At 64.7% G+C, this 12,901-nt stretch carries 8 protein-coding genes; 4 read left to right on the forward strand and 4 right to left on the reverse strand.

Annotated features, from left to right (window positions below; genetic code table 11):
• Positions 1–5: 5 nt before the first annotated feature.
• A complete protein-coding gene (locus FHW92_RS20265) occupies positions 6–2,516 on the reverse strand; it encodes a TonB-dependent receptor (protein ID WP_246870309.1) in 2,511 nt (836 codons plus the stop codon).
• 212 nt (positions 2,517–2,728) lie between these two features.
• On the opposite strand from FHW92_RS20265, the gene msrB reads away from it, so the two are divergent.
• Both msrB and FHW92_RS20275 read left to right on the forward strand, forming a co-directional pair.
• A complete protein-coding gene (gene msrB, locus FHW92_RS20270) occupies positions 2,729–3,130 on the forward strand; it encodes a peptide-methionine (R)-S-oxide reductase MsrB (protein ID WP_168605095.1) in 402 nt (133 codons plus the stop codon).
• A gap of 288 nt (positions 3,131–3,418) precedes the next feature.
• Positions 3,419–5,350 carry a PBP1A family penicillin-binding protein gene (locus tag FHW92_RS20275; protein ID WP_246870320.1) on the forward strand — a complete coding sequence of 644 codons (1,932 nt, stop codon included), beginning with the start codon at positions 3,419–3,421 and terminating at the stop codon, positions 5,348–5,350.
• A 322-nt stretch (positions 5,351–5,672) separates the two neighbouring features.
• On the opposite strand, the gene FHW92_RS20280 is transcribed toward FHW92_RS20275, so the two are convergent.
• The 3 genes from FHW92_RS20280 to FHW92_RS20290 all read right to left on the reverse strand — a co-directional run bounded on the left by FHW92_RS20280 (position 5,673) and on the right by FHW92_RS20290 (position 9,420).
• Positions 5,673–7,202 (reverse strand): Do family serine endopeptidase, encoded by a 1,530-nt coding sequence (locus FHW92_RS20280; RefSeq protein ID WP_168605097.1) that lies wholly within the window; start codon positions 7,200–7,202, stop codon positions 5,673–5,675.
• Positions 7,203–7,348: 146 nt separating this feature from the next.
• The gene (locus tag FHW92_RS20285; protein ID WP_168605098.1) at positions 7,349–8,221 is read right to left on the reverse strand and encodes a protease modulator HflC; all 873 of its coding nucleotides are present in this window, start codon (positions 8,219–8,221) and stop codon (positions 7,349–7,351) included.
• A complete protein-coding gene (locus FHW92_RS20290; RefSeq protein WP_246870310.1) occupies positions 8,218–9,420 on the reverse strand; it encodes a protease modulator HflK in 1,203 nt (400 codons plus the stop codon). The genes FHW92_RS20285 and FHW92_RS20290 overlap by 4 nt, the downstream gene beginning before the upstream one ends.
• Positions 9,421–9,613: 193 nt before the next feature.
• On the opposite strand from FHW92_RS20290, the gene FHW92_RS20295 reads away from it, so the two are divergent.
• Together FHW92_RS20295 and FHW92_RS20300 are read left to right on the forward strand one after the other, a co-directional pair.
• Positions 9,614–10,624 (forward strand): Mrp/NBP35 family ATP-binding protein, encoded by a 1,011-nt coding sequence (locus tag FHW92_RS20295; protein WP_168605099.1) that lies wholly within the window; start codon positions 9,614–9,616, stop codon positions 10,622–10,624.
• 7 nt (positions 10,625–10,631) lie between these two features.
• Positions 10,632–12,899: a molybdopterin cofactor-binding domain-containing protein gene (locus FHW92_RS20300; protein WP_168605100.1), complete on the forward strand. Its 2,268-nt coding sequence runs from the start codon at positions 10,632–10,634 to the stop codon at positions 12,897–12,899.
• Positions 12,900–12,901 lie beyond the last annotated feature (2 nt).

Below are 12,901 nucleotides of genomic sequence, written 5' to 3' on the forward strand. Positions count from 1 at the left end.
ATCCTTTAGAAGTCCTTCTTCAGCGTCACCGCCCATGTCCGCGGCAGGCCGGGCGCGCCCGACACGGTGCCGATCGACACGTAATTCGCGGTCATCGAGGTGAAGTAGTATTTGTTGAAGATGTTGCGCACCTCGACGCTGGCGGTCCAGCCATCGGCGGCGCTCTTCCATGTGATCCGGCCATTGCCCAGAAAATAGCCGTTGATCCGGTTGGTCGCCACCTGCGTCGCCAGCGATCCGCCGCCGCCATTGGTGGCCGTGCTGGTGGAAACCACGGCGCTGTCGACATTGGTGGGGTCGACATAGATGTGCGACTGGTAATTGCCATCGGCGCGCAGCGACAGCGTGCCCTTCAGGACATCGGGGATGTCATATTGCACGCCCGCGTTCCACTTCCACTGGGGCGTGTAGGGCGGAACCATGCTGGCGGTCACGCCGGTGCTGGCCGTGTCCACGGTGGTATATTTGAAATCGAGATAGGACAGCGAAGCATCGAAGGTCAGCCCGGCGGTCGGGCGGATCATCGTTTCGATTTCAATGCCCTTCACATGGGCCGAGCCGACATTCTTGGGTTGCAGGCAAGGCGTCGAGGGGAAGCCCAGATTGTTGGGGCAATTCAGAACGGTCAGGATGATGTTCTTGTAATCATTATAGAAGGCCGACACGTTGAAGCGCAGCTTGCGATCAAACAGGTCGGTCTTGAAGCCCGCCTCATAGGCCACGATGGTTTCGGGCTGGAAGGACTGGGCCTGGTTGATATAGAAGGGACGCGGATTGACGCCGCCCGCGCGATAGCCGGTCGAAACCTGAGCATAGACCATCAGTTCGGGGCTGAAGCGATAGTCGCCCGCGATGCGCCAGTCGGTGCGCTGCTTTTCGAAATGGGCGTTGAGGCCGTTCAGAGCGGCAATCGCGCAATTCGCAGGCTGGCCCACGGTAAAGGGATAGCCGGTGCAGGGCAGGATCGTCGAACCATCGGGATTATGCCGCGAATAGGTGTAATCCTTGGTGTCCCAACTGGCGCGCACGCCGCCCGTGATGGTCAGCGCCTCGGTCAGCTTGCCCGAGACATTGGCGAAAACCGCCTTGTTGGTGGCAGGCGTCGTGTCCGGTCCGTGCAGGAAGTCGATGCCTGCATAGTTGAGGTCGATGCGCCCGGTATAGGTGCCCTTGGCATGGAAATAGAAGCCGCCCACCGTGTAATCCAGACGACGGTTGAGCGCCTTGCCGGACAGGCGGATTTCCTCGCTCCACTGGGTATTGGCCTGCGCCTGCTCCAGCATCGAGGGCTGGACCGGGGCGCCTTCGGCAAAGGCCCATGAGGAAGTGTAATGGCGATAGGCGCTGATCGATTTGAGCGCCAGATCCTCGGCGATCGTCCAGTCGATGGTCCCGGCAAAGCCATAATTGTCGAGGTTCGAATGCGGGTTCAGCGTCAGCGGCTTGTAAGGCATCTGGCTGTCGGATGCGGCATTGTCGAAGAAGGTGGCATAGGAAACATAGCGCCCGTCATAGCCTGCGGGCACCGTGTCGCAGCTGTTCACGCCGCTGGCGACAAAGGCGCAGTTCAAGGGAATCGGGGCGCCATTGGTGCCGCGCAGCCATGGGCGGGCGGGCGACTTGCTGACGGGCGAACCGGCGAATTGCGCGATGGAATTGCCATAGATCAGCACGGTCGCGCCCGGCTCGTCGCGCTGGCGGGTGTAATCGCCCGAGACATTGACCTCGACATTGCTGGCCGGTTGCCAACGCAGCGCGACCTTGCCCGCGGTAAAGCTGGTGCCGCCCAGCGTGCCCAGCACCGGACTGTCGCCGGTGGCCTGCGTGGGCACATTCGATCCGGGGTGGGTCTTGGCGTAATCCAGCCGCTTGACATAGCCGTCGCGGTTCTTGGTCGCGCCCGACACGCGCAGGAACAGATTGTCGGCCAGTTTCAGGTCGAAAAAGCCGCGCATGTCGATGCGGTTGAACGAGCCGTAGGTGCCTTCGACCATGCCCTTGCCATTGCCCTGCGGCTTGACCGAATAGAGCTTGATCGAACCGCCCAGCGAGTTGCGCCCGGAAAGCGTGCCCTGCGGCCCGCGCAGCACTTCAACCCGGTCAAGGTCCATCAGGTCGAGCAGCGAGCCGGTGAGGGTGGGCAGGTAAACGTCATCGATATACATGCCCACGCCCGGTTCGAGCGCGAAATTGGGGTCTGTCTGCCCCACGCCGCGGATAAAGGCGATGATGCCCGGCCCGAGATAGGCGTTTTGCGGGGTCAGCGTGACATTGGGCGTTTGCGCGGCCACTTCGGCCACATTGGTCTGTCCGCGCGCGGCCAGCGAGGCCCCGGTCATGGCCGTGATGGCCAGCGGCGTGTCCTGCAGCTTCTGGCTGCGGAATTGCGCGGTGACAACGATTTCGCCTGTGGTAACGTCCTTTTTGGGCTGCTCGGTTTGAGCATGGACGGTGGTGGCGGTTGCGATCATCGCAACGCAGGCGCCAGACAGGTAAAGCCCCCGAATACCGATCATGATGCATCCTCTCATAGGTGCGCGGCGAATCCCTAGCACGCCGCGTCAACGCCTGTTTATCGCGTTTGTGAAAATTTCAGCAATGTGATTGTTATTCCCAATCCCATTTTCACCACCACCGCGACATTCTTGCCGCAGTGGCCCCAGAGCCGGGGGCTTGCCGCGATGGAGCGCGCGCCCCATATGTCTGGAGAGCAAAGGAGAACCCCCCCATGGCCGACCCCCATATGCCCCAGACCGAGGAAGAATGGCGCGCGCGTCTGAGCCCGATGCAATATCATGTCCTGCGCGAAGGCGGCACCGAACGCGCCTTTACCGGCGAGTATGAAAGCAACAAGGCGGCGGGCGAGTATCTTTGCGCGGGCTGCGGCGCGCCGTTGTTCTCATCGGACACCAAATATAATTCCGGCTCGGGCTGGCCCAGTTTCTATGCCCCCGAGGGCAGCGACGCTGTTCTGGAGCACCGCGACATGTCGCATGGCATGATCCGCACCGAGGTGCGCTGCGCACGCTGTGACGGCCATTTGGGCCATGTCTTTCCCGATGGTCCGCAACCCACCGGCCTGCGTTATTGCATCAACAGCGCCAGTCTGGATTTCGAACCCAAGGATTGATCGCCCGATTTTGCGCACAAGCCAGCAATTTCAGGTTAACCAAGGACGCTCTATCGCCTATGCGGATTTGACAGGGCGCACGGGGATCCATTTCGTGCGCCCATGGTTTGTGCATGATTGGCGCGGCGTCGGCTTTCTCCCGCGCGCGCAGCAGGGGTTGGCATTTCGATGGCAAGGCAGAATAGGCGCGGTTCGGGCGATTCCGATAAAGAATCGAGTTCAGGCCTGCGTGGGTTTTTGAAGAAAATTGCCATCTGGACCGGGGCCTTTGGCCTGCTGGTGCTGCTCATGGCTTTTGCCGCTGTCTGGTTCGAAGCGCAGCAATTGCCCGATTTCGACACGATGAAGACCAGCCAGAACGGCCAGACCATCCTGGTGCGCGCACGCGACGGCAGCGAATTGTTCGCCATGGGCCCCAGCTATGGCAAATGGCTGTCCTATCAGGACATTCCCTCGGAGATGAAGGCGGCCATCGTCGCCACCGAGGATCGCCGTTTCCGTGACCATATCGGCATTGACCCGATAGGCGTGCTGCGCAGCTTTTATGTGCGCGCGCAAAAGGGCAAATGGCGTCAGGGCGGCTCGACCCTGACCCAGCAATTGGCCCGCACGATTTTCCTCAACAATGACCGCACGTGGAACCGCAAGGCCCGCGAGGCGCTGATCGCGCTGGCGCTGGAGTTCAAGTTCTCCAAGGATGAGATCCTCGAACTCTATCTGAACAAGGTCTATTTCGGCGGCGGCGCCTATGGCGTGGACGCGGCCGCGCGCAAATTCTTCGGCCATGAAGGTCGCCAGCTCAGCCTTGGCGAGGCCGCGATCATCGCCGGTCTGGTCAAGGCCCCCAGCCATTATTCCCCCACCGCCGACCAGCAGGCCGCGATCGACCGCGCCAAGGTTGTGCTCGAGGTGATGGTCGATGCCGGCGCGATCACCCCGGCGCAGGCCGACAGCGTCGATCTGCAATCCGTCAAGCTGGCCGCCGAAGCTTCGCAGAGCACGGTGCGCTATTTCACCGACTGGGCGCTGCCGCAGCTCGATGTGCTGCTGCCTGAAACGCGCGACCCCAACAATCACGACAATCTGGAAGTCTGGACCACGCTGGATCCCAAACTCCAGAATGCCGCGACCTCGGCCATCAAGGGCTATACGCCCAAGGATTCGCAGGGCGCGCTGGTCAGCATGGACCGCGACGGCGCGGTGCTGGCGATGGTGGGCGGGCTGGATTACGTGACCAGCAATTACAACCGCGCGACCAACGCCCTGCGTCAGCCCGGCTCGGCGTGGAAGCTGTTCGTCTATATGGCGGCGCTGGAGGCGGGCGTGAAGCCTGACGATCCGGTGGTTGACCAGCCCGTCACCATTGATGGGTGGAGCCCGCGCAATTCGGGCGGCACCTATGCGGGCCAGATCGACGTGCGCACCGCCTTTGCCTATTCGAAAAACACCGTGGCCGCGCAATTGGGCCAGCAGGTGACGTTTGACGCCGTGGCCGCCATGGCGCGCCGTTTCGGCATCAGCACGCCGATCTCGACCAATCCCTCAATGGTACTGGGCAGCAATGACGTGCGTGTGATCGACATGGTCAAGGCCTTTGCCGCCGTTTCGGCGCGGGGCACATCGGTTGAGCCCTATGGCATCGTCAAGGTCGTCGCCAGCGATGGCCGCGTGCTGTATGAACATGCCCAGAAGCAGGGCCAGACGCTGGTCGCGCCCTTCGTTTCGGCCGGGATCACCGATCTGCTTCAGACGGCGGTCAACATCGGCACCGGCCGCGCGGCCCAGATCGGCCGCCCTGTCGCAGGCAAGACCGGCACCACCAGCAGCAACAAGGACGGCTGGTTCCTCGGCTTCTCCAGCGGCGTGACCACGGGCGTGTGGATGGGCCGCGACGATGCCAAGGCGGTGCCCGGCCTGCAGGGCGGCACGGCCCCGGCGCGCGCCTTTGCCCAATATATGAAGGTCGCCGTGGCGCAGCGTCCGGTCGAACCTTTCGAAACCCAGTTGACCCTGCCTGACTGGCAGCTGGAACCCGACGATATCGCCAACCTGAGCGGGCCGGACGCCTATGTGCCGACCGATGAGGGCGCGATCCCCGATGGCAACAACCCCACCGACAATCAGCCCGCGCCTGCGGCCAATCCCGACTTTCTGGACAATGCCACCGGGCGGCAGGGGGATAATACCCGCAAGCGGGCGCAGCCGGGCGTGGGGATTTAAGGGGAAGGGATAAGTGCGAGGGTCTAGACCCTCGCGCTCCCATTACTGCCTGCGTTGCGTTACGGGTTCGATGTTCGGTGTCGGACGCAACGTTTGAATTTATAAAGCCTGCGGCGCGGCGAGCGATGAGCTTACCGCGCCGCAGGCCTTTATCCTATGCCCCAGTCTGCAACGTCGCCCACCTAGCGCCACCCCATAATGGGATTGCAAAGGGACCGAGTCCCTTTGCCCGCCGGAGGCACAAAACCCGCGACCTCACAAAACAAAACCCCCGCCAGCCTGACGCTGACGGGGGCTTGTTCATGCCCAATGGGCCAAGCGATCAACGCAGGCGGATGCCCACATAAATCGGCGGTTGACCGGGGCGCATCCACTGCACGCCGATGGCGGTGCGGCCTGCGGACTGCGCCGCGCGGATGCTGTTTTCGATCTCGCCCACGCTGGTGATCGGGGTGTTGTTGACCGAGAGCAGCACGTCGCCGCGTTCAAAGCCCTTGGCGCCCGCGTCCGACGAGGCATCGACGCCCGCCACGACCACGCCCTTGGTATCCTCGGGCAGGCCGAGCTGGCGCGCGATCTGCGGATTGAGCGAGAGCAGCGAGAGGCCGAGTGCCTTTTCGGCAAGGCCGGTCCCCTTGGTGGGGGCCTTTTCGAAATCGTCGCCGCCCTTCTTGCGGTCAAAGGTCTGCTGGGCCAGTTCCTCGTCGGTCGGACGCTTGGACACCGCGACGTTGAGCGTCAGACGCTGGCCGCCGCGCAGCACTTCGAGCGGGATCTTGGTGCCCGGCTTCACGTTCGAGACGAGGAAGGAGAGGGTCTGGTCGCGGGTGACTTCCTTGCCGCCCACCTTGAGCACCACGTCGCCCGCCTTGACGCCGCCCTGATCGGCGCCCTTGCCGGGCTCGACCGCCTGGATCAGCTCGCCGCGATTATGGGGCAGGCCCATCGAATCGGCATAATCGGTGGTCACAGGCTGGATCCGCACGCCAAGATAGCCGCGCTCGATGGTCTGACCCTTGATGAGCTGATCGACGATCGGCGCGGCGGTTTCGGCCGGGATGGCAAAGCCGATGCCCACGCTGCCGCCCGAGGGCGAGAAGATCGCGCGGTTGATGCCGATCACCTGGCCCTTCATGTCGAACATCGGGCCGCCCGAATTGCCCTGGTTGATCGCGGCGTCGGTCTGGAGATAGCGGTCATAGGCGCCGCCCTGACCCGTGTTGCGATAGACCGCCGAGATGATGCCCGCCGTTACCGTGCCGCCAAGGCCGAAGGGGTTGCCGATGGCCACCACCCAGTCGCCCACGCGCGAGGCGCGGCTGTCGCCGAACTTCACGAAGGGCAGCGGTTTGCCAGCGGTGATTTTCAGCACGGCAAGGTCGGAAGCGGCATCCTTGCCGATCAGCTTGGCCGGATATTCGCTGCCGTCGGGCAGGGTGACGGTGATCGATTCGACCACGCCTTGCCCCTCGGGCGTCACCACATGGTTGTTGGTGACCAGATAGCCGTCGGCCGAAACGATGAAGCCCGAACCCAGCGATTGCGCCTCGCGGGTCTGGGGCTGGCCCTGACCATCTCCGCCGCCGAAGAAGCCCTCAAAGGGGGTGCCGGCAAAGGGATTGGCCCCGCCTGCCACGCGCACCTTCTGGCGGGTGGAAATGTTCACCACCGCCGGCTGCAACTGACTGGTAAGATCGGCAAAACTGGACGGCGCGCCCACGCGGGGCGTGATCGCCTGAATGTTCTGCGCATCGTTTTGCGCCACCTGCGCCCCGGCGGGAAGTCCGGTGAGGAGCGAGAGGGTCGCACCCCCAAGAAGCAGCGCACTGGTCACTCCATAAGCGTATCGCACTGGGCATAGTCCTTGTTGTGTTGCCCGGACCCGGTTGCACCGGGGGCGGGGGCCGGTCTCCGTCCGGCCATGGGTTATTCACGCGGGATATTTACGCGCCCTTGTCCTGAATGGAAATTGAATAGGCGCGTGCCGGTTCCATGGCCCTATTGGCCCTTTTGATTGCGGAACTGGCGCAGATAGTCATTGTCCGGCGTCAGCACGATGGTGGTCGATGACTTGTTGGCCGGATTGGCGAAGGTGGTGCGATAACTCTCCATCGCGCGATAGAAATCGTAGAAGCTCGGGTCCTTGCCATAGGCTTCGGCATAGATCTTGGCAGCGGCCGCCTCGGCGTCGGCGCGGATGATCTGGGCCTGTTTCTGGCCCTGCGCGCGGATGGCGGTGGCCTCCTGATCGCGGGCGGCCTCCATCCGGGCAAAGGCGCGCTCCAGTGGCGTGCCGTCGGGAAGATCGGCGCGCTTGATGCGCACGTCGATGATCTGGGCGCCATATTCGCGCGCCTCGATGTCCAGCGCCTTGCGGATCTGCTCCATCATCAACCCGCGCTCGGGCGTCAGCAGCGACTGGAACGTATAGGAGGCCAGCCCCTGACGCAGCACGCTGGTCAGGATCGGCTGCAACTGTTCCTGCACCCGCTCGCTGGTGCCCGCCGTGCGGACCATCTTGACCGGGTCGATGATGCGGAAACGGGCATAGGCGTCCACCTCCAGCCGCTGCTGGTCGGAGGAGTTAACCTGCTGGCGCTCCATATCCAGATTGAGCACGCGCCGGTCCACCCGCACCAGCGTTTCAAGGAAAGGCACCCGCAGCGACAGTCCTGCGCCGGTGTTGCCATAATCCACGCCCGGCTTGTAACGGTTGATGACGCGTACCGGATCGCCCAGCCACATCACCACCGCCTGCTGGCTTTCGGGCACCTCGACAATGGCCGAAAAACCCACCAGCGCCGCCGCGATCAACCCCGCCACCGCCAGTTTCGCGCGCGGGGCGATGCCGTCCTGAAACAGCCCGCTCATGGCTTCACCACCGTGGTTTCCTCGGAAGGCTTCTTCTGAATCGCGGGCAAAGGCATATAGGAATTGAAGCCGCCGGCAGGGGCGATCACCTTGTCATTCTGCGACAGAACCTGCTCCATCGTGGCGTAATACATGCGGCGGCGCGTGACTTCGGGCGCCAGCTTGTATTGATCATAAACCTTGTTGAAGGCGGTGGCGTCGCCCTCGGCGCGCTGGGTCACCTGTTCGGCATAGGCGCGCGCGTTCGACATGTCGCGGTTGGCGTCCTGCTGGGCGGCCTGTACGCGCTGAAAGGCATCGTTGACCTTGGCGGGCGGATCGGCCTTCTTGATATCCACACCCTGCACTAGAATGCCCGAATGATAGGCGTCCAGCACGGCCTGCATCCGCTGGCGCACATTGCTCTCGATCTCGGCGCGGCGGGTGCCCAGCATCACATCGTTGAGCTTCACCTCGGCCACGCTGGCGCGCATCGCGGCCTCGGCCACTTCGCGCACGGTGCCCTTGGGGTCTTCCAGCTGATAGGTGAACTGCTTGAGATTACGGATGTTCCAGCGGATGATATAGCTCAGATCGACCAGGCTCTGATCCCCCGTCAGCATCAGCTTTTCCATCTCGCCATCGGGCACATTGTCGCGCCGGATCGAGGTCACATCCTCCACCCGCACGCGCTGGATCGGCCATGGCGCGGTGAAATTCATGCCCGGTCCGATGGTGGAGGTATATTTGCCAAAGGTGGTGACGATGCCCTGCTCGTTCGAGGAGAGCTGATGCCCGGTGGAAAAAATCAGCCAGACCAGCGCCACCCCGCCCAGCACCATGGGGGTCCAGCTCTTGCCGTCGGGGCGCTGGGGAATGCGGAAATTGGGGCCGGGGGGGATGGGGCCGGGTCCGCCGGGGCCGCCATTCTCGCGCCGGGCGCGGAAAATGTCCTCAAGGCTGCTGGCGCGGCGCGGGCCGCCGCCCTTGCCCGCGTTGGGGCCGCTGCTGGGCGGCTGCCACGGGTTGCGCGGGCCGCCGCCGGGCTTCTCGCTGCCCGGCCTGTCGCCCTCGGGCTTTTTGCCGCCGGCATCGCCATCATCCTGCTCGGCGCTGAATACCGGGGGCAGGGCAGGGGACATGTCCCAGACCCGATCCTGTTTCCGGCTCTGAAACCGGCGTTGAATTTCCTGCGCTATCCGCTCGGCCACTTGCTTCATGGTGTTATCTATAGGTGCCTCCTTGCGAATTAACAGGGGGCGATTGAAGCCCTGCGCGCAAATTTCCCCAAGGATCGGCACTTTCGGATGTTTCCCCTTGGGGGCAAAATGCTCTAGGGCGCGGGGCGCGCCTGTTTTTTGGCCCCTTTTGTTGCCCTGATTTGTTACCCTGTTTTGCTGCAAGGAAACCGTGATGACTGCCCAGCCTGCCGATGATCTGCGCCAACTTCTGCCTGCCGATATGGCCGCGCGGGTGCAATCGCTGCGTCTGGCCGACGGGGTGGTGACGCTGGTGCTGGACGGGGCGGGGCTGGATGGCGATAGCCGCGCCGCGCTGGAGGCCGAGGCCAAGGCGGCGCTCTCGGCCGCGCCCGGCGTATCCGAGGTGCGCGTGGGCATTGTGGCCGACCGCGATGCGCCTCCTCCGGCTCCCAAGGGGCCGCTGATCCTTGCCGTGGGTTCGGGCAAGGGCGGCGTGGGCAAATCCACCCTCTCGGCCAATCTGGCGGTGGCCTTGTCGCGGATGGGGGTGCGGGTCGGGCTGGTCGATGCCGACATCTATGGCCCGTCACAGCCGCGCCTGCTGGCCAATGAGGGCAAGAAGCCCGAAGCCAAGGACAGCAAGATGTTTCCCGTGCCCAGCCCTTATGGCGTGTCGGTGCTCTCGATGGGCCATTTGATCGAGGATGGGCGCGCGATTGCCTGGCGCGGGCCGATGGTGTCGGGCGCGCTGGGGCAATTGATCGACGCGTGGTGGGGCGAAACGCAGGTGCTGGTGATCGACCTGCCCCCCGGCACGGGCGATGTGCAATTGACCATGGTGCAGAAGCACAAGCCCGCAGGCGCCGTCATCGTCTCGACCCCGCAGGATCTGGCGCTGATGGATGCCAGTCGCGCGCTCAACCTGTTCGAGGCGGCCCATGTGCCGGTGCTGGGGCTGGTCGAGAATATGGCGGGCTATGTCTGCCCCCATTGCGGCAATGTGTCGGACCCCTTCGGCTGCGGCGCGGTCGAGGATGCGGCTAAAAGGCTCGATATGCCCTTCCTTGGCCGCGTGCCTCTGGACATGGCGATCCGGCTTGGCTCGGACGCGGGCGAGCCGCCCGCGGCGGGCGAAGGTCCGCAGGCCGAGGCTTTTGCCGCCATCGCCCGCAAGCTGCTGCCGTGGCTGGCCACGCAGGGTGTGACCCCGGAAAAGGGCTAAGCCGCAGATGGCCATCACCCGGCGGCAATGGTTGATCGGCGCGGCGGCGGGCGGTGGCCTTGTGGTCGGGTGGAGCCTGCTGCCCCGGCATTACGCCTATCCCTTTCCGGCTGAGGAGGGGGAATATCCCTTCGACGCATGGCTGCGCATCGGCAAGGACGGCGTGGTCAATGTGGCGATCCCCCAGCTCGAAATGGGGCAGGGGGTGATGACCGTGCTGGCCCAGATCGCGGCGGTCGAACTGGGGGCGGATTGGCGACAGGTGGCCGTGACGCCCGCGCCCATTGGGGCGCAATTTCCCAATCTGCCGCTGGCGGCGCATTGGGCGCCGCTCTGGGCGCCGATTGTCGCGCCGCTGGTCGCGGACAGGCACAGCTGGATGGTGCGCCGCTGGGCCGAGGATCACCGCTTTATGGCCACGGGCGCGGGCACATCGGTGTCGGCCTATGAGGAACCCCTGCGCAAGGCGGCGGCGGGCGCCCGGGCGGTGCTGGCCATGGCGGCGGCGGCGCGCTGGAATGTGCCTTGGGAGCAATGCGAGGTGTCGGGCGGGGCGGTGCGCCATGGCGCCCGCTCATTCGGCTTTGGCGCGCTGGTTCAGGATGCGGCCGGCCTGACCCCGCCCGATCCGCCGGTGATGCGCCCCACGCCGCCTGCGGAAAGCCCTGCGGCATTGCCTGCCGGGGCGGATCTGGCCTTTCCCCGACTCGATGCTCCGGCCAAGGTTGATGGATCATGGCCCTTTGCGGGCGATATCCGCCTGCCTGACATGCTCTATGCCGCGATCCGCCATGCGCCGCGCGGCGAGAATATCGCTCTGGGCGCGCATGATGCGGGCCGGGCGCGCGGGGTTTCCGGCTTTGTCCGCATGGTTGAAGGGCCGCGCTGGGTGGCCGCTGTGGCCACCGACTGGTGGGCGGCGGAACAGGCGCTGGCCAAAATCGCGCCGGGCTTTGCGGTGGAAAAACCGCTGGAAAGCGCAGGCGTCACCAAGGCGTTGGATGATGCGCTGAAGGGCGATGACACCCACCGCATGGTGTCGCAGGGCGATGCCGACGGCATTCTGGGCGCGCATCCGCAATTTTCCGCGCGCTATGATATTGCCCCTGCAATGCATGCCGCGCTGGAAACCGCCACGGCCACGGCGCGCCTGCGCGATGGCAAGGTCGAGGTCTGGGCCGCGGTGCAGACGCCCGAACGGGCCAGACTGGCGATTGCGCGCGATCTGGCGGTGCCCGCGCATCATGTCATGCTCTATCCCGCTGCCGCCGGGGGCAGCTTCGATGCCCGTCTGGACGCCCGCTTTGCGATTCAGGCCGCCGCCATCGCGCAGGCGGTGGGCAAGCCGGTGCAATTGATCTGGAGCCGGTGGCAGGAGCATGTTGCCGGTCTGCCGCGCGCGCCCATGGCCGCCCATGTCGAGGCGCGGGCCGATACGGCGGGCCATGTCGCGGCCTGGCGCGCCAAAATCGCCATGCCCGCCACGATGCGCGAATTCGGCCTGCGCATGCTTTCCGCCGCCAGCCCGACCAAGGCGGCCAAGATGCAGGACCGCAAGGACATTATGGCGATGGAGGGCGCCAATCCGCCCTATGCCATTGCCCATGTGGCGGTCGATCATGCCCCGGCCGCCATTGGCCTGCCCACGGGCCAGATGCGCGGGGGGCCGTCTGCGCTGCACGCCTTTGTCATCGAGAGCTTCATGGACGAGATCGCCGCCGCGCTGGGGCGGGAGCCTTTGTCCTTTCGCATGGGCATGTTGGCGGACGATGCGCGGATGGCGGCCTGTCTTCAGCGCGTCTCGGCGCTGGCGGGGTGGAACGGCGGCAAGGATGGCAGCGGGGCGGGGCTGGCCTGTCACCGCATGGGGGCGGTGGCCGACGGCGGCTGCATCGCGGCCATCGCCACCGCGCGGCGCAGCGATGCGGGCGTCCGGGTGGACCGCATCACCGCCGTTGCCGACATTGGCCGCATTATCAACGCCGACATTGCCCGCCAACAGATCGAGGGCGGGCTGATCTATGGTATCGGCCTTGCCCTTGGCGCCAGCACGGGCTGGGAGAAGGGGCTGCCGGTTTTATCGCGACTGGGTCAACTGGGTCTGCCCTTGCTGGCCGATTGCCCCGAAGTCGAGGTTGAATTGATCGCCAGCGGGGCCGATCCGTTTGATCCCGGCGAGTTGGGCGTGGCGGTGGCCGCGCCTGCGATTGCCAATGCTCTGTTTTCCGCCACGGGCATCAGGCTTCGCCGCCTGCCTCTGGCCTCTGACGATTAGGA

Source organism: Novosphingobium sp. SG707 (assembly GCF_012275515.1).
Lineage (GTDB): Bacteria > Pseudomonadota > Alphaproteobacteria > Sphingomonadales > Sphingomonadaceae > Novosphingobium.